The 16878-nt window shown below is 64.1% G+C and carries 13 protein-coding genes; 8 read left to right on the top strand and 5 right to left on the bottom strand.

Annotated features, from left to right (window positions below):
• Window positions 1-199: 199 nt before the first annotated feature.
• Genes AC3RCJ_RS22760 through AC3RCJ_RS22740 form a run of 5 tightly spaced genes read left to right on the top strand, consistent with a single transcriptional unit; the run spans window position 200 to window position 5579 of the window.
• Window positions 200-1402 (top strand): hypothetical protein, encoded by a 1203-nt coding sequence (locus AC3RCJ_RS22760; RefSeq protein WP_492961064.1) that lies wholly within the window; start codon window positions 200-202, stop codon window positions 1400-1402.
• The gene (locus AC3RCJ_RS22755; RefSeq protein ID WP_492961062.1) at window positions 1399-2697 is read left to right on the top strand and encodes a hypothetical protein; all 1299 of its coding nucleotides are present in this window, start codon (window positions 1399-1401) and stop codon (window positions 2695-2697) included. The genes AC3RCJ_RS22760 and AC3RCJ_RS22755 overlap by 4 nt, the downstream gene beginning before the upstream one ends.
• Window positions 2694-3992 (top strand): hypothetical protein, encoded by a 1299-nt coding sequence (locus tag AC3RCJ_RS22750; RefSeq protein ID WP_492961060.1) that lies wholly within the window; start codon window positions 2694-2696, stop codon window positions 3990-3992. The genes AC3RCJ_RS22755 and AC3RCJ_RS22750 overlap by 4 nt, the downstream gene beginning before the upstream one ends.
• Complete coding sequence (locus AC3RCJ_RS22745) at window positions 3989-5287, top strand: hypothetical protein (protein ID WP_492961058.1); 1299 nt, start codon at window positions 3989-3991, stop codon at window positions 5285-5287. The genes AC3RCJ_RS22750 and AC3RCJ_RS22745 overlap by 4 nt, the downstream gene beginning before the upstream one ends.
• 28 nt (window positions 5288-5315) lie before the next feature.
• The gene (locus tag AC3RCJ_RS22740) at window positions 5316-5579 is read left to right on the top strand and encodes a PAAR domain-containing protein (protein ID WP_492961056.1); all 264 of its coding nucleotides are present in this window, start codon (window positions 5316-5318) and stop codon (window positions 5577-5579) included.
• Here AC3RCJ_RS22740 and AC3RCJ_RS22735 read toward each other — a convergent pair.
• Window positions 5576-6898: an aspartate aminotransferase family protein gene (locus AC3RCJ_RS22735; protein ID WP_492961054.1), complete on the bottom strand. Its 1323-nt coding sequence runs from the start codon at window positions 6896-6898 to the stop codon at window positions 5576-5578. The two genes, AC3RCJ_RS22740 and AC3RCJ_RS22735, sit on opposite strands and share 4 nt — an antisense overlap.
• A 224-nt stretch (window positions 6899-7122) precedes the next feature.
• Between AC3RCJ_RS22735 and AC3RCJ_RS22730 the strand changes: the two genes are divergently transcribed.
• From AC3RCJ_RS22730 to AC3RCJ_RS22720, 3 genes are all read left to right on the top strand, one after another.
• The gene (locus tag AC3RCJ_RS22730) at window positions 7123-7797 is read left to right on the top strand and encodes a response regulator (protein WP_492961052.1); all 675 of its coding nucleotides are present in this window, start codon (window positions 7123-7125) and stop codon (window positions 7795-7797) included.
• Window positions 7775-9163, top strand: coding sequence for an ATP-binding protein (locus tag AC3RCJ_RS22725; RefSeq protein WP_492965207.1), 1389 nt, complete (start codon window positions 7775-7777; stop codon window positions 9161-9163). The genes AC3RCJ_RS22730 and AC3RCJ_RS22725 overlap by 23 nt, the downstream gene beginning before the upstream one ends.
• A 103-nt stretch (window positions 9164-9266) precedes the next feature.
• Window positions 9267-9677 carry a YgiW/YdeI family stress tolerance OB fold protein gene (locus AC3RCJ_RS22720; protein ID WP_492961048.1) on the top strand — a complete coding sequence of 137 codons (411 nt, stop codon included), beginning with the start codon at window positions 9267-9269 and terminating at the stop codon, window positions 9675-9677.
• On the opposite strand, the gene AC3RCJ_RS22715 is transcribed toward AC3RCJ_RS22720, so the two are convergent.
• The 4 genes from AC3RCJ_RS22715 to cphA all read right to left on the bottom strand — a co-directional run bounded on the left by AC3RCJ_RS22715 (window position 9674) and on the right by cphA (window position 16861).
• The gene (locus AC3RCJ_RS22715; RefSeq protein WP_492961046.1) at window positions 9674-10549 is read right to left on the bottom strand and encodes a MurR/RpiR family transcriptional regulator; all 876 of its coding nucleotides are present in this window, start codon (window positions 10547-10549) and stop codon (window positions 9674-9676) included. The genes AC3RCJ_RS22720 and AC3RCJ_RS22715 overlap by 4 nt on opposite strands.
• Before the next feature lie 45 nt (window positions 10550-10594).
• Complete coding sequence (locus tag AC3RCJ_RS22710) at window positions 10595-10948, bottom strand: hypothetical protein (protein WP_492961044.1); 354 nt, start codon at window positions 10946-10948, stop codon at window positions 10595-10597.
• A gap of 323 nt (window positions 10949-11271) precedes the next feature.
• On the bottom strand, window positions 11272-13938 hold the full coding sequence (locus AC3RCJ_RS22705) for a TonB-dependent receptor (RefSeq protein WP_492961042.1): 2667 nt from the start codon (window positions 13936-13938) through the stop codon (window positions 11272-11274).
• A gap of 352 nt (window positions 13939-14290) precedes the next feature.
• Entirely contained in the window at window positions 14291-16861 is a 2571-nt protein-coding gene (cphA, locus tag AC3RCJ_RS22700; protein ID WP_492961040.1) for a cyanophycin synthetase, read from the bottom strand.
• Window positions 16862-16878 lie beyond the last annotated feature (17 nt).

Below are 16878 nucleotides of genomic sequence, written 5' to 3'. Positions count from 1 at the left end.
GATATTGAATTTTTAGTGTATTCCAAAGTTGTTCCAATTTTTTGGAGGCTATACCGTGGTTAGATCTATACTTTTTTATGCGCTCGGTACGTTTCTGATTGTTTTGATTTTGTCAGCCTGTGTACGCTTGCGTACGCCTACAAGCACAAAGGTGGTATCTGTAACCCAAAATACTCTTATGCCAGTAGCGCGGCCATTAATGGCTCAAGTCGTTGGTTTGCAATGGCTAAATCCTTTGCAGCGTAGAGACTACCCAACACAGTGGGAATTGCTTTGGATGCTAGGGTTGGTCAAGCCGAATTCGGATGATGAGATGGTAAAAGAAAAACCTGATAAATACTCTAGACTTCAGAGCATTGCATCTATTGCGGCGGGAAATGATGGTTCAGAATCATTTGATGGTTATCATGAGAAATATATCAGTAAGTTGATGAGTTTACTTCATGATGTATACTACTCCGATCCAGAATATTTTTATAACGTTCATTCAGCCGAGGACAAATCACGCTGGCGTGAACTGGCCGGCATCCATATCGAATATGCGTTGCCAGAAGGGAAACTGGATTTAGTCGAGACGACGGAATTTGTTCGTCAGCGCGTAGCAAGGACTTTTAGCATCGGCAACATCCACTCTCCCACCCTCTGGACCCGCTCCACCCCACCCGATGTCCGCGTCACCATGGGCGGCCCCAACGCCGGTTTTACTTCACTTTCCGCCGCGCTCGACTATCTGCAAAGCCACCCCAAGGAAACCGTCTGGGCCATGAACTGGGATGCGCCCAGCCGGCCTCTGGACCGGCAGATCAACGAAAACCTGGTGCTGCTGGTGCTGGCCGGTCCCGACTACAAGACGGAGCGGGCGCCGCTGGCGTGGCTAGGGTATCCGAGTACCAAACAAGTTACCGATTTTGAAGTCAAAAAGGGCGAACCGCCGCGCCTGGTGCAGGCGTGGACGGCGGCCATTGAAGATGCGGCAGCGAAGGCGAACAGGCCCGATACTGACATCGGCTATCTCATCCACGACGCTGGCAATACACATCAGGATTCTTCCGCACGGCTCGGCGCGCTGGCGCAGACGCTCACCGTGCAATTACCGGAATTCGATCTGTTGAAGCAAAGCTTCAATCTGACCGCCGTGCTGGGCGAGACGGGCGCGGGCACGGCGCTGACGAACGTGGCGCTGGGCATCGCCTACGCGCACCATTTCGGTAAACCCGTGCTGGTGGCCGGCACCAGCGACCTGTCCGCCCCCGTGGCGCTGGTGGTGGCGCCGCCCGCCGTCGTGCGGCCGATCCAGCCCGGCAAGCCATGGTTCCGCGCGCGCGGCGGCAACCATGCATATCTGCCCTGGTGGGGCTTGCGCCACGATGCGCCCGAGTATTACCAGGGGTTTTCGCAATGAGGGCGCTGATCGCGGTCCTCATGTCGCTTTTGCTTGGCGCGTGCGCGACGCCGCCATTACCGGAGGCAACGGTGCCACGCAGCGGTCCGTTTATGGCGCAGGTGGTGGGATTGCAATGGCTGAATCCCTTGCAACGGCGGGATTACCCCACGCAATGGCAATTGCTGTGGACCTTGGGGCTGGTGCAGCCGAATCCAGGCGACGATATGGTCAAGGAAAAACCAGAGAAATATACCCGGCTGCAAAGTATTGCCTCTGTCGCGGTTGGAAATGATGGTTCTGAAACGTTCGATGGTTACCATGAAAAATACATAGCGGAGACTTTCAATTTAATTCATGACGTGTACTACTCCGACCCAGAATATTTCTACAATGTCCATTCAACTAAAAATAAGTCGCGCTGGCGTGAATTGGCCGGCATCCATATCGAATATGCGTTGCCAGAAGGGAAACTGGATTTAGTCAAGACGACGGAATTTGTTCGTCAGCGCGTAGCAAGGACTTTTAGCATCGGCAACATCCACTCTCCCACCCTCTGGACCCGCTCTACCCCGCCCGACGTCCGCCTCACCATGGGCGGCCCCAACGCCGGTTTCACTTCACTTTCCGCCGCGCTCGACTATCTGCAAACCCACCCCAAGGAAACCGTCTGGGCCATGAATTGGGATGCGCCCAGCCGTCCCCTGGACCGGCAGATCAACGAGAACCTGGTGCTGCTGGTGCTGGCCGGTCCCGACTACAAGACGGAGCGGGCGCCGCTGGCGTGGCTGGGCTATCCGAGTACCAAGAAGGTTGCCGATTTTGAAGTCAAAAAGGGCGAGCCGCCGCGGCTGGTGCAGGCGTGGACGGCGGCCATCGAGGATGCCGCAGGCAAGGCCAATCAAGCGGAGACCGGGATCGGTTATGTCATCCACGACGCCGGCAATACGCACCCGGATTCTTCCGCGCGGCTCGGTGCGCTGGCGCAGACGCTTACCGTGCAATTGCCGGAATTCGATCTGTTGAAGCAAAGTTTCAATCTGACGGCCGTGCTGGGCGAGACGGGCGCGGGTACGGCCCTGACGAACGTGGCGCTGGGCATCGCTTACGCGCACCATTTCGGCAAGCCCGTGCTGGTGGCGGGCACCAGCGATTTGCTTGCCCCCGTGGCGCTGGTGGTGGCGCCGCCGGCCGTGGTGCGGCCGATCCAGCCCGGCAAGCCGTGGTTCCGCGCGCGCAGCGGCAACCATGCGTATCTGCCCTGGTGGGGTTTGCGCCACGATGCGCCCGAGTATTACCAGGGGTTTTCGCAATGAGGGCGCTGATCGCGGTTCTCATGTCGCTTTTGCTTGGCGCGTGCGCGACGCCGCCATTACCGGAGGCAACGGTGCCACGCAGCGGTCCGTTTATGGCGCAGGTGGTGGGATTGCAATGGCTGAATCCCTTGCAACGGCGGGATTACCCCACGCAATGGCAATTGCTGTGGACCTTGGGGCTGGTGCAGCCGAATCCAGGCGACGATATGGTCAAGGAAAAACCAGAGAAATATACCCGGCTGCAAAGTATTGCCTCTGTCGCGGTTGGAAATGATGGTTCTGAAACGTTCGATGGTTACCATGAAAAATACATAGCGAAGACTTTTAATTTAATTCATGACGTGTACTATTCCGATCCAGATTATTTCTACAACGTCCACTCGACTAAAAACAAGTCCCGTTGGCGCGAGCTGGCTGGTATCCACATTGAGTATGCACTACCTGAAGGCAAGCTCGACCCTGTGGAAGCAGCCAATTTCGTCCGGGAATATGTTGCCGATATTTTTAGCATCGGCAACATCCACTCTCCTACCCTGTGGACCCGCTCCACCCCACCCGACGTTCGCCTCACCATGGGCGGCCCCAACGCCGGTTTTACTTCACTTTCCGCCGCGCTCGACTACCTGCAGAGCCACCCCAAGGAAACCGTCTGGGTCATGAACTGGGATGCGCCCAGCCGTCCCCTGGACCGGCAGATCAACGAAAACCTGGTGCTGCTGGTGCTGGCCGGTCCCGACTACAAGACGGAGCGGGCGCCGCTGGCGTGGCTGGGCTATCCGAGTACCAAGAAGGTTGCCGATTTTGAAGTCAAAAAGGGCGAACTGCCGCGCCTGGTGCAGGCGTGGACGGCGGCCATCGAGGAGGCGGCAGCGAAGGCGAACAGGCCCGATACTGACATCGGCTATTTGATCCACGACGCCGGCAATACGCACCCGGATTCTTCCGCACGGCTCGGCGCGCTGGCGCAGACGCTCACCGTGCAATTGCCGGAATTCGATCTGCTGAAGCAAAGTTTCAATCTGACGGCCGTGCTGGGCGAGACGGGCGCGGGTACGGCCCTGACGAACGTGGCGCTGGGCATCGCTTACGCGCACCATTTCGGCAAGCCCGTGCTGGTGGCCGGCACCAGCGACCTGTCCGCCCCCGTGGCGCTGGTGGTGGCGCCGCCCGCCGTCGTGCGGCCGATCCAGCCCAGCAAGCCGTGGTTCCGCGCACGCAGCGGCAATCACGCGTATCTGCCCTGGTGGGGCTTGCGCCACGATGCGCCAGAGTATTACCAGGGGTTTTCGCAATGAGGGCGCTGCTCGCGGTCCTCATGTCGCTTTTGCTTGGTGCGTGTGCGACGCCGCCATTACCGGAGGCAACGGTGCCACGCAGCGGTCCGTTTATGGCGCAGGTGGTGGGATTGCAATGGCTGAATCCCTTGCAGCGCCGCGACTATCCAACCCAATGGCAGTTGCTGTGGGCATTGGGGCTGGTGCAGCCGAATCCAGGCGACGAGATGGTCAGGGAAAAACCCGAGAAATATACCCGGCTGCAAAGCATTGCGTCTATTGCTGTTGGAAATAATGGTTCTGAAACCTTCCGCGGTTACCACCATAAATATATCGAAGATATGTTTGATCGTTTTCATGGAGTGTATTACTCCGACCCAGAGTACTTCTACAACGTTCACTCAGCTGAAAAAAGATCACGTTGGCGCGAGCTTGCAGGCATTCACATTGAATATGCGCTACCTGAAGGCAAGCTCGACCCAGTGGAAGCAGCCAATTTCGTCCGGGAATATGTTGCCGATATTTTTAGCATCGGCAACATTCACTCTCCCACCCTCTGGACCCGCTCCACCCCGCCCGACGTCCGCGTCACCACGGGCGGTCCCAACGCCGGTTTCACTTCACTTTCCGCCGCGCTCGATTATCTGCAAACTCACCCCAAGGAAACCGTCTGGGCCATGAACTGGGATGCGCCCAGCCGGCCGCTGGACCGGCAGATCAACGAAAACCTGGTGCTGCTGGTGCTGGCCGGTCCCGACTACAAGACGGAGCGGGCGCCGCTGGCGTGGCTCGGGTATCCGAGCACGAAACAGGTGGCGGATTTTGAAGTCAAGAAGGGCGAGCCGCCGCGGCTGGTGCAGGCGTGGACGGCGGCCATCGAGGATGCCGCAGGCAAGGCCAATCAAGCGGAGACCGGGATCGGTTATGTCATCCACGACGCCGGCAATACGCACCCGGATTCTTCCGCGCGGCTCGGTGCGCTGGCGCAGACGCTTACCGTGCAATTGCCGGAATTCGATCTGTTGAAGCAAAGTTTCAATCTGACGGCCGTGCTGGGCGAGACGGGCGCGGGTACGGCCCTGACGAACGTGGCGCTGGGCATCGCTTACGCCCACCATTTCGGCAAGCCCGTGCTGGTGGCCGGCACCAGCGACCTGTCCGCCCCCGTGGCGCTGGTGGTGGCGCCGCCCGCCGTCGTGCGGCCGATCCAGCCCGGCAAGCCGTGGTTCCGCGCACGCAGCGGCAACCATGCGTATTTGCCCTGGTGGGGTTTGCGCCACAATGCGCCCGAGTATTACCAGGGGTTTTCGCAATGAGGCGTGTGACCTGTTCAAGGAGAAGAGCATGCGTGGCGTGATCCGTTTGAACGATCCCACCAGCCACGGCGGCAAGGTGGTAGGGGCGGCGCCGAACAGCACGGTGCTGGGCGTGGCCGTGGCGCGCAAGGGCGACCCTTGCGTGTGCCCGATCAAGGGCCACGTGCGCTGCGTGATCGCCGAGGGCGATCCGCAAGTCTTGATTGATGGCGTGCCCGTGGCCTTCGAGGGGCACAAGACCAGCTGCGGCGCCAGCCTGATGTCCACTGTGGGCAGCAGCGGGCGCGGTTAGCCCAGGCAGGCGTCGATGGCCGTGCCCAGCTTGTCGACGATCTCATCGACGTGGCTGGCGTCGATGATGTAGGGCGGCGCCAGCAGGATGTGGTCGCCGTGCAGGCCGTCGATGGTGCCGCCCATGGGGTAGCACATCAGTCCGTTCTGCATGGCTTGCGCCTTGATGCGCGCGTGCAGGCGGCGGGCCGGGTCGAACGGCTGCTTGCCGGCGCGCTCCTGCACCAGTTCCAGGCCCAGGAACAGGCCGCGTCCGCGGATGTCGCCCACGTGCGCATGGCCATCGAAACGTTGGCGCAGCCGCTCTTGCAGCAAGCCGCCCATGGCGCGCACGTTGGCCAATAAATCGCGCTCCTCGATCTGCCGCTGCACGGCCAGGGCGGCGGCGCAGGCGGTGGCGTGGCCGATATACGTGTGGCCGTGCTGGAGGAAGCCCGTGCCGGCGCGGATCGTCTCGCGGATGTCCTGCGACACCATCACGGCGCCGATGGGCTGGTAGCCGGCGCCGAGGCCCTTGGCGATGCAGATCAGGTCGGCCGTGATGCCCTCCTGCTCGCAGGCGAACAGGCTGCCCGTGCGGCCCATGCCGCACATGACTTCGTCGAGGATCAACAGGATGCCGTGGCGCTGGCAGATGGCGCGCATGCGCGCAAAATAGCCGTTTACTGCGGGCAGGGCGCCGGCCGTGGCGCCGACGACGGGTTCGGCGATGAAGGCCATGACGTTCTCCGCGCCCAGCGCGGCGATATGCTCTTCCAGCTCCTGGCCCAGGCGCGCCACGTAGTCGGCATCCGTTTCATGCGCCTGCTGCTCGCGCCAGGCATAGCAGGGCGACACATGGGTCACGCCAATCAGCAGCGGCTCGAACTGCTGGCGGCGCCAGGCGTTGCCGCCCGTGGCCAGCGCGCCCAGGGTGTTGCCGTGATAGCTCTGGCGGCGGGTGATGACGTGGCGGCGCTGCGGCTGGTCCCGCTCGACGAAATACTGCCGGGCCATTTTCAAGGCGCTTTCCACCGCTTCCGAGCCGCCCGAGACGAAATACACGCTGTCGATGCCGGCTGGCGCCCGGGCGACGAGGAAATCGGCCAGCTGTTCCATCGGCTCGCTGGTGAAAAACGAGCTGTGCGCATACGCCATGCTGGCCACCTGCTGCTGCACGGCGGCGATGACGGCCGCATCCGAATGGCCGAGGCAGGAGACGGCGGCGCCGCCGCAGGCGTCCAGGTAGCGCTTGCCGCTCGTGTCGATCAGGTAGGGGCCGTCGCCTGCCGTGGCGACAGGGTAGCTGGCGGCCAGGCTGCGGTGGAAGACATGGCTCATGGCGGGCTTTCTTTCGGCAATGGAGAAGGCGCAGTATAGAATGGCGCACAAGAATTTACAACATATGTTGTTTGGTGTTTGCATATACATCAATTGATGTTTTTACGTGCGGGGAGCCGCTTTCCCGCGGCCCTTAAGATTGCATTCATCTTTCCAGCCCATAATCGGCAGCGCGATTTTTCCGCCATACTGCAGTTGTTTTCCTTTCTTTCCGATGGACAGCCATGCGCATTTTGCTAGTCGAAGACGATATTTCCCTGGGCGAGACCATCCTCGCCTGGCTGCGGCTGGACCAGCATGCCGTCGACTGGGTCGAGCGCGGCGATTCCGCGCATACCGCGCTGCTGACCCACCACTACGATTGCGTGCTGCTCGACCGCGGCCTGCCCGGCATGAGCGGCGACGCCTTGCTGGGCCGTCTGCGGGCGGACGGCAACCGTGTCGCCGTGATCCTGATCACCGCCTTTGACGCGCTGGCCGACCGGGTCGAGGGGCTGGACCTGGGCGCCGATGATTACCTGGTCAAGCCCTTCGAGCTCGAGGAAATGTCGGCGCGCATCCGCGCAGCCGTCCGGCGCGGCGCCAACCAGGTGAGCAATACATTGGCGCACGCCGGCATGACCCTCAACCTGGAAACCAGGCAGGCCAGCCTGGACGGCCATCCGGTGGTCCTGACCGCGCGCGAGTACCATGTGCTGTATGCGCTGCTGCTGCGCAAGAACAGCATCGTCACGCGCGCCCAGATCGAACAAACGCTGTATGGCTGGGGCGAGGAAGTGGAAAGCAACGCCATCGAGGTGTACATCCACAACCTGCGCAAGAAACTGGGCGGCGACAGCATCGTCACGGTGCGCGGCCTGGGCTACCGGCTGAAAAATGATGGCAGCCAGGGGAACTGAGGCCACGGCGCCGTGGTCGCTGCGGCGGCGCCTGCTGGCCGCCATCGTTGCCGCCAGCACCGTGCTGTGGCTGGCCAGCCTGGGCATCGTCACCGTGATCGCCTGGCAAGAGACGAACGAGGTGTTTGACGATGCGCTGGAAGACTCCGGCTACATGATCCTGGCCGCCACCACGGACTGGGACGAGCGCGGGCTGCTGGCGCAGGCGCGGCCCGGCGGCGGGCCGGAACGCAAGGTCGACATGCAGTACCAGGTCGTGGTCGATGGCCGGGTCTTGCAGCGTACCAGTGGCGCGCCGGCGCAGCCTTTCGTCAGCGGCTTCGACGGCCAGCACGGCTTTGCCGATCCGCTGGTGGCGCAGCGCCGCTGGCGCGTCTTCGTGGTGCGCGACGACGAGCGCCACTTTGAAGTGCAGGTGGGCCAGCAGTACAAGAAGCGCTACGATATCCTGGAAGAGCTGGCCGAACATCTGTGGCTGCCCGTGCTGGGTTTCCTGGGGCTGCTGGCGCTCGTGTGCTGGATGCTGACCGGGCGCGTGCTGAAGCCCTTGCGCCGGACGGCGTCGGCCATCGCCGGCAAGACACCGGACGACCTGGCCCAGGTGCCGACGGCGGGCCAGCCGCGCGAACTGCTGCCCATCGTGCAGGCGCTGAACGGCGTGCTGGCGCGCCTGGATGCGGCGCTGCAGGCCGAGCGCCGCTTCACGGCCGATGCCGCCCACGAACTGCGCACGCCGCTGGCGGGCCTGCACATGCATGTGCAGTTGCTGCAACGCCAGCATCCCGAACTGGCCACGGCATTCCAGAAGCTGCGCCAGGATATTGCGCGCGTGACGGCACTGGTCGACAGCCTGCTCACCCTGGCACGGCTGGACCCGCTGGCGCGCGGGCAGCTGGCGGGCCGGACGGTGCCGCTGGCGCCCTTGCTGGAACAGGTGCTGGCCAGCCATGCGGGCGAGGCGGCGCGGCGCGGCATCGCCCTGAGCGTGCGCTGCACGCTCGGTAGCGTCAACGCCGATCCGCAACTGCTGGGCATCATGCTGCGCAACCTGCTCGATAACGCCCTGCGCTATTGCCCGGCCGGCAGCCGGGTCGAGATCGATGCGGCGGCGCATGCCGGCCGTGCCCGCATTGCCGTGCGCGACAATGGTCCCGGCGTCGACGACGCCAGCCGCCAGCGGCTGGGCGAGCGTTTTTTCCGCGTGCTGGGGCAGGGGCAGGGCGGCAATGGACTGGGCTTGTCCATCGTCAGGCGCATCGCCGAGCTGCATGGCATCGGTCTGGCGTTTGGCGCCGGCCTCGATGGCCGCGGGCTGGGCGTGGTGCTTGACCTGCCGCCCGGCTTGCCGCAGGCGGCCGCACCGTAGGCGCGTCTTAAGATACGGTTAATGTCCGCCCGGTGTAATGTGTCCGTGCCTGCGATCAACAGCCGGCCACGACTTCCATTCACCATGAACCCAGGGACCGACCATGAAAAAGCTGCTCCAACTCTCCGGCATCACTGCCTTGCTCGCCGCCTCGGCCTTTGCCATCGCCCAGCCGGGCGGCTACACGGGGCCATCCAGCAAGGCCGCGTCCGCCCCGGCCGGCTATGCGGGACCATCGAGCGTGCCCTTGATCAGCGCCAAGGACTTGCTGGCCAAGGGCAAGGACGACCAGTACGTGAAGGTAAAGGGGAAATTGCTCAGCCACAAGGGTGGCGACCATTATGAATTTGCCGATGCCAGCGGCAGGATGACCGTGGAGATCGACGCCAAGCGCTTCCCCGAAGGCCTTGCCATCGACCACAACACGCTGGTGGAATTGAGCGGCAAGTTCGACAAGGAAACCTTTGGCGAGTCGACGCTGGAGGTCAAGCAGATCAAGGTGGTGACGAATTAGGAAGCGCGCGCATACGCGCCCAGCGCGCGCAGTTGCGTTTCCGCCGCTGCCAGGGCCTCGACCGCCTGCGGCCCCGCGCGCGCCACCAGCAATTCGGCCAGGCTTTCCACGGCCGCGATGCCGGCCACGATGGACGGGAAGAACGAAGGACTGTCGACGGCGATGACGATGCTGGCGTCGGCCTGCATGGCCAGCGGCGACATGGCGCTGTCGCTGATGGCCACCAGCCGGCAGCCGGCCTGGCGCGCCGCCTGCGCCACCAGCAGCGCCTCGCTCGAATACGGCGCGAAGCTGACGACGACCACGGCTTCGCCCGCCTGCAGGGCGCGCAAGTCCATTTCCAGCGTGCCGCCCTGGCCGCTCAGCAGCTGCACGCTGGGGCGCAGCAGCCGGTACAGATAGTGCAGCGTGTAGGCGATCGGGTGGGCTGCGCGAAAGCCGGCCACGTGCACGCGCGACGCCGCCTGCAGCAGGCTGGCGGCGGCATCGAGCGCGCCATGGTTGGCCGTTTCCGTGGCGGCCAGGTTGCGCTGCTGTACCGTGAAGACTTCGGCGATCAGGTCGCCGTCCTTGCCCGCCAGCGCGCCCGCCTTTTCCGCATAGCCGGCCGGCCCGGCCCGCAGGCGCTCGACGAAAATGGCTTTCAGTTCGGGCCAGCCGGCAAAGCCCAGCTGCTGCGCCAGGCGCACCAGGGCCGCCGATTGCACGCGGGCCCGCGTGGCGATGCTGCGCATCGACGACACGGCGACCTCGTCGGGATGGTCGACCAGGTAGCGGGCGCCGGCCTGGAATTGCGGGCTCAGGCCCGCATAGCGTTCCTTGATCAAGGCCACCAGGGCCGCATGACTGTCGTTCGTATGTGCTGCCTGCATCGCCGTGCCTCAAATCGATTGGTTGCGGCGATGGTACAGGATTCGTCAGCGCACCGGTAGCGGCAAGCCCTGCGCCTGCGCGCCTGTGCGCGGACGCAGGCGGGCAAACAGGTGCGGCCCGGCCGGCTGCCGGCGCGGCCCCGTGGTCAGCACGCGCAGGGCCGTGGCCAGCGGCACGTCGTGGCAATGCAGGAACAGGGCGGCGGCGCCCGTGCCGGCCATTTCCTGCAAGGCCAGCGCATGCTCGACCAGCGCCGCCGTGCGCATGTCGAGCCGCGTCGGTATGTCGGGCCGAAATAACTGTGCATCGACTTGCCGTGCATCGCGCATGGTGCTGTCGCCGGGTTGGATGGTCGAGCTGACAGCATAAAATTCCCATGCCAGGCCATCTTGCGCCAAATCAATTCCTAGCTCGGATAGATTCCTCAGAGCAAAAAAAAGCGCCAACCGTTGCCGGCTGGCGCTGAAAACCCTGAAAGGAAGAAAACATCTGTTTTTCAATCACGTTTCGACGCCTGACAAAACCATCGCGCGCGGCAGTGAGGTGTGGCCGGGAAGCGCAACGGCACTTTAGTGCCGTGCGCATCGCCGGCCGCACAGCGCGCCGCGCAGCCGGTTTGCTCGGGTGTTGTTGCCGATGCTAAAACAGTCCAGGGCTAGGCGCCGCGTCGAAGACCGTACGCATGGTACGGCCAGGCGCGGCAACAACGCCCTGGGCGTTTTCAGAGGCTCCAGCGGATGGACAGGCCGACCACCTTGTCATAGCGCCGCACGTCGCGCACATAGTCCGGCGTGTCGTGGTAGTCGCGGTAGGTCGAGTCGAGCAGGTTGTTCGCGTCCAGCGTCACCGTGGTGTGCGCATTGAGCTTGTACGAGAGCGACGCGTCCAGCGTTTTCGTCGGCGCCACGGTCAGGTGGATGCCCTTGCCGCGGTAGTTGTAGTCGTCGACGTACTTGTCGCGCCAGCTGTAGGCCAGGCGCGCCGACCACGGTCCCTGTTCGTACAGGCCGACGATATTGGCCGACCACTTCGACATGCCCGTGAACGGATGCACGCCGCCATTGAGTTCTTCCAGCTCGCCCGTCATGTAGGTGGCGTTGGCCTGCAGGCCCAGGCCGCTCATCCAGCCGGGCAGCTTGTCGTAGAACTGCTGGTAGGCCATTTCCATGCCTTGCAGGTGGCCCTTCGAGGTGTTGCGCGGACGCGTGATGTCGTACTCGATGCCGTTGTACGTTTCCTTGGCCGAGCCGGACAGGATGTAATTCTTGAAGTTGTGGCGGAACACGGTGGCCGTGACGGAACCCGTCTGGGCGAAATACCATTCCAGCGCCAGGTCGAGGTTCTTGCCTTCCACAGGTTTGAGGTCGGGATTGCCGCCGCTGCCCGTCGGGCGCACCATTTCCAGGCTCTGGCCCAGGCTTACGCCGGGATTGAAGTCGGCGAAGTTGGGACGCTGCACGGCCTTGCCGGCGGTCATGCGGGCGATCAGGTCCTGGCGCAGCATGGCTTTCAGGGTCAGGTTGGGCAGCACGTCCGTATCCGACGTCTTCACGCGCACCGGCGTGACGATGCCGTTTTGCGAGGAATTGCCTTGCAAGTCCTGCTTCGTCTGCACCACGCGCACGCCCACGGTGCCATCGACCGGCACTTGCGCCAGGTCAAAGCCGATGCGCGCCTTGCCGTAGACGGCATTGGTTTTTTCGACATCCTTGTAGTGGGTCATCGGATCGTCCGGGCTGCGTTCGCTGCTGCCTGTAAACAGCTGGCGCAGGGCGGCCGTGTTGTTGAGCATGAAGTCGCGGCACGGCGTGAGCCAGCTTTGCAGGCCGAAGTTGCCCGTGTTCTTGTGCGAGGCGCAGGCCAGGCCGGGAATCGCGTCCGCGTACATGGTCGAAGACAAGCCGGCCTGGCCATTTTTTTCACGGATCGATTCGGCCTTGCGCTTGGCCAGGCGCACGCCGCCCGAAAATTCGCGGAAGAAGCCCGTGCTGTCCATGTCGTAGGTCAGGTCGCCGCGCCAGTCGGTCGAGCTGCCTTCGTCGTGGTTGTGGTTATCGTAGAAGCCGAGCAGCGTGTAGTTTTTCGGATCCGTCATGTTGTAGCCGGGGTAGCTGATCTGCGCGCCGCCGTTGACATTCGTGCTGCCGATGATGCTGGTCGGGTGGGCGAGGAAGTCGAGGATGGGGAATTCGCGCTTGAGATTGCTCACCGTGCGCGCCAGCTCCGTGGTGGCGCGCAGCTGCGGCGTGATGTCCCAGCGCGCGCCGACGGCGCCTTGCGAGCCGATCGAGCGGTCGCGCCGCGCCTGCGTCGAGCCCAGCGTGAACGGCGACCACGGGCCGTCGATCTTGCCCACCGTGGCCGCCTGATTGGTGCCGGGGATCAGCGTGATGTCCGGGTTCTGGCCCCAGGGCAGCGAACCGACGAAGAACTGGCTGTCGAACGCATGCTTGATCAGGGTCGACATGCCTTCCGCATACACTTCCACCTGCGAGTTCGGACGCCACTGGAAGGCGGCATTGGCCGCGTAGCGCTTGCGGTCGCCCACGGTCGGGATCATGCCGACGGAGTCGGGGCCCGTGATATTGCCCGCTTCGGGGCGCTTGACGGGTTCGGCGTTCCAGATCGTCTCGTCATAGTATTTGCTGCGCTGGTAGGACAGGCCGAGCAGGGCGCCGAATTCGCCGTAGGGGGTCTTCCAGCGGTTCGAGACCATGCCGCTGACGTTCGGGTCCGTCGAGCCGGACTTGTCGCGGTGCTCGGCGCGCACATTGCCCGAGGCGGTAAAGCCCTTGAAATCGAAGGGGCGGTTGGTGCGCACGTCGACCACGCCGGCCGTGCCGCCTTCGACCATGTCGGCGCCCTGCGATTTGTACACGTCCACGCGCTGCAGCATGGCCGTCGGGATGTCCGCCAGGTACAGGTTGCGGCCCACGGAGGTGAACATTTCGCGGCCATTGAGCAGGGTCACCACGCCGGGCAAGCCGCGGATGATGACGGAACCGGCCTCGCCGCCTTCGCGGCGGATCTGCACGCCCGTCACGCGGCCGAGGATTTCAGCCACGTTCTTGTCGGGGAATTTGCCGATTTCATCGGCGACGATGGAGTCGACCACCTGGTCGTTGTTTTTCTTGATTTGCTGCGCGCTCTGTGCCGCCCTGCGCACGCCCGTGACGGCGACGACGGCGATGCCGCTGTCGGCTGGCGTCGCTGCCGGCGCTGTTTCTGCCACTTCTGCCGCCGCTGGCTCCACGGCGGGCGCCTGTTGCGCCCATACGGAAGCGCTGCTCAGCAGCCCTGCGCCGGCCAGCGCGGCCACCGTGGCCTTCAAGGTCAGCCGTGTGTTGTGCCGGGACGTGCGGGTGCCCGTTGCTATCAATCTGTCCATCTTGTCTCCACCTGTATTGTAGTTTTGTTGAGAACGCCGCGGCAGTCGCCGCCAGAGCTGAAACTTGCTCAAGAATCATGGTAGGGGGTATGACTTTGCCCCACAAATGACTTCTTTTGCGATGTCCATATCAATTCCGGTATCCCTGCTGCATCCATGCGCCCTGGCGGCAGGCGCGTGCGCGTCTTGCCGTTGCGTGACCGTTGCAGAGGGTCCACACGTGGCGAAAAACAGTTTTGTGTTGTGTGGCGGCGGCTGCGTCGAGCGCGCGCATGCGGTGGCGCCGTGCCGGCCGCGCAGGGACGAAAAAAAGGCGGCCCGCAGGCCGCCCTCGTGTGCAGTCAGGCTGCGCTTACGCTTCGGCGACGCGCATGGCGATGTGCGCCAGCGCTTCTTCCACCTGGTCGATCAGGATCAGGCACAGGTCGCCCTCGGCGAGGCGCGCCAGGGCCTTGTCGATGGCGACGAATTCGCCGTTGATTTCATCGATATGGCTGGTGCGCTTGGCGCCGTCCAGGCCCTGGCGCAGCAGTGCCACCACTTCGCCGTCGGCGCGGCCGCGCTGGCACTGGTCCTGGTACAGCAGCACGTCGTCGAAGGCGGCGCCGAGGATTTCCGTCTGCTGGCGGATGTCTTCGTCGCGGCGGTCGCCGGCGCCACTGATGACGACAAGACGGCGCTTGGCCGGCATGCTTTCCACGGCCTGCACCAGCGCCAGGATGGCGTCCGGATTGTGGCCGTAGTCGGCGATCAGCGTGGCGCCCTTGTAATCGAAGACGTTGAAGCGGCCCGGCGCATTGTCGGCTTCATTGGCAAAGGTCTTCAGGCCCAGCGCGATGGTGTTCCAGTCCAGGCCCACGGCCCAGGCGGCGGCCAGCGACGCCATGACGTTGTCGACCTGGAAGCCGATGGCGCCGTTGCGCGTGATCGGCACCTGCGACAGGGCGATTTCGTGGCGCTCCTGGCCTTGCGCCGCGACCAGTTTGCCGTCTTCCACGTACACCACGCGGTTGCCCTGCGCGCGGTGCGTGGCCATCACGGGATGCGTCTTGTCGGCGGCGAAGAAGGTCACCGTGCCGCTGCAATTCTTGGCCATGCGCGCCACGGCAGGGTCGGTGGCATTGAGCACGGCCACGCCGCTGTCGGCCACGTTCTGCACGATCACTCTTTTGAGTACCGCGAGGTCTTCCACGGTGGTGATGTAGTTCAGGCCCAGGTGGTCGCCGGCGCCGATATTCGTCACCACGGCGACCTGGCAGCGATCAAAAGCCAGGCCTTCGCGCAGCATGCCGCCGCGCGCCGTCTCGAACACGGCCGCGTCGACGTCGGGGTGCAGCAGCACGTTGCGCGCGCTGCGCGGGCCGCTGCAGTCGCCGCTGTCGATCTGGCGTCCTTCGATGTACACGCCATCCGTGTTCGTCATGCCGGTGCGCAGGCCGGAGGTGGTGAGCAGGTGGGCGATCAGGCGCACGGTGGTGGTCTTGCCGTTGGTGCCGGTGACGGCGACGACGGGAATGCGGCCATCGTCGCCTTCGGCGAACATGGCGGCGATGATGGCTTCGCCCACGGGGCGCGGCTTGCCGAACGAGGGCGCCAGGTGCATGCGCAGGCCCGGCGCGGCGTTCACTTCGACGATGCCGGCGTTCTGCTCTTCCAGCGGTTTCAGAATGCTTTCGGAGACCACGTCCACGCCGCAGATGTCCAGGCCCACCATGTGCGCGGCCGCGACGGCGCGCGCCGCCACTTCAGGGTGCACGTCGACGGTGACGTCGGTGGCCGAGCCGCCCGTCGACAGGTTGGCGTTATTGCGCAGGATCACGCGCTGGCCCACGGGCGGCACGGAGTCGGCCACATAGCCCTGCTTGGCCAGGCTGGCCAGGGCGATGTCGTCGAAGCGGATTTTCGTCAGCGAGGTGGCGTGGCCGCTGCCGCGGCGCGGGTCCAGGTTGACCTGGTCGACCAGTTCGCGCACCGTGTGCTGGCCGTCGCCCACCACTTGCGGCGGGTCGCGGCGGGCCGCTGCCACCATCTTGTTGCCGATGACGAGCAGGCGGAAATCGTGGCCCGGCAGATAGCGTTCGACGAGGATGTCGTCGCGGAATTCCTGCGCCGCGATGAAGCCGGCCGTCAGCTGTTCGCGCGTGGTGATGTTGACGGTGACGCCCTTGCCCTGGTTGCCATCCTTTGGTTTTACGACGACGGGCAGGCCGATGTCGCAGGCGGCGGCCCAGGCGTCATCCGCGTCGACGACGACACGGCCTTGCGGCACGGGCACGCCGGCCGAGTCCAGCAACTTCTTGGTCAGTTCCTTGTCCTGCGCGATGGCTTCGGCAATCGCGCTGGTGCCGTCCATTTCGGCGGCCTGGATCTTGCGCTGCTTGCTGCCCCAGCCGAACGTCACCAGGCTGCCTTCGGTCAGGCGGCGGAACGGGATGTTGCGCGCCACGGCGGCGTTGACGATGGCGCCGGTGGACGGCCCCAGGCGCACGTCTTCATCGAGTTCCTGCAGCTGGTGCAGGGCGCCGGCCAGGTCGAACGGCGCGTCGTCAAGCGCTGCGCGGCACAGCTGCTGCGCCAGTTCCAGGGCCAGGCGGCCGACGGCTTCTTCCGAGTATTCGACGACGACCTGGAAGATGCCCGTTTCCAGGGTCGGCGTGGTGCGGCTGAAGGTGACGGGGCAGCCGGCCTGCGCCTGCAGGCCCAGCGCCGCCAGTTCCAGCACCTGCGCCATCGGCGCGGCGTTGTAGTTGCCCAGCGGTTGCAGCGGGCTCAGTTGCGGAAAGAGTGCGCGCAGGCGGGCTTCGAAGCCGGGCAGCTGCGCGATGTCGAGTTCCTGCGTGGTGCAGGAAACAATGGCTTCCACGGCGGTGTCGTGGCTCCAGAGGTTGGGGCCCCGCAAGGCCCGTACGCGAGATACTTCCATAATTAAACCGTAATCCT

It is taken from the genome of Janthinobacterium sp. GW822-FHT07H11, assembly GCF_058798615.1.
This window is presented reverse-complemented; position numbering and strand designations above follow the sequence as displayed.

What these genes read in the sequence shown, in the direction of transcription:
- AC3RCJ_RS22760 (WP_492961064.1), top strand. Translation starts at nt 200, where the DNA reads ATGGCTCAAGTCGTTGGTTTGCAATGGCTAAATCCTTTGCAGCGTAGA.
- AC3RCJ_RS22755 (WP_492961062.1), top strand. Translation starts at nt 1,399, where the DNA reads ATGAGGGCGCTGATCGCGGTCCTCATGTCGCTTTTGCTTGGCGCGTGC.
- AC3RCJ_RS22750 (WP_492961060.1), top strand. Translation starts at nt 2,694, where the DNA reads ATGAGGGCGCTGATCGCGGTTCTCATGTCGCTTTTGCTTGGCGCGTGC.
- AC3RCJ_RS22745 (WP_492961058.1), top strand. Translation starts at nt 3,989, where the DNA reads ATGAGGGCGCTGCTCGCGGTCCTCATGTCGCTTTTGCTTGGTGCGTGT.
- AC3RCJ_RS22740 (WP_492961056.1), top strand. Translation starts at nt 5,316, where the DNA reads ATGCGTGGCGTGATCCGTTTGAACGATCCCACCAGCCACGGCGGCAAG.
- AC3RCJ_RS22735 (WP_492961054.1), bottom strand. Translation starts at nt 6,898, where the DNA reads ATGAGCCATGTCTTCCACCGCAGCCTGGCCGCCAGCTACCCTGTCGCC.
- AC3RCJ_RS22730 (WP_492961052.1), top strand. Translation starts at nt 7,123, where the DNA reads ATGCGCATTTTGCTAGTCGAAGACGATATTTCCCTGGGCGAGACCATC.
- AC3RCJ_RS22725 (WP_492965207.1), top strand. Translation starts at nt 7,775, where the DNA reads ATGATGGCAGCCAGGGGAACTGAGGCCACGGCGCCGTGGTCGCTGCGG.
- AC3RCJ_RS22720 (WP_492961048.1), top strand. Translation starts at nt 9,267, where the DNA reads ATGAAAAAGCTGCTCCAACTCTCCGGCATCACTGCCTTGCTCGCCGCC.
- AC3RCJ_RS22715 (WP_492961046.1), bottom strand. Translation starts at nt 10,549, where the DNA reads ATGCAGGCAGCACATACGAACGACAGTCATGCGGCCCTGGTGGCCTTG.
- AC3RCJ_RS22705 (WP_492961042.1), bottom strand. Translation starts at nt 13,938, where the DNA reads ATGGACAGATTGATAGCAACGGGCACCCGCACGTCCCGGCACAACACA.
- cphA (WP_492961040.1), bottom strand. Translation starts at nt 16,861, where the DNA reads ATGGAAGTATCTCGCGTACGGGCCTTGCGGGGCCCCAACCTCTGGAGC.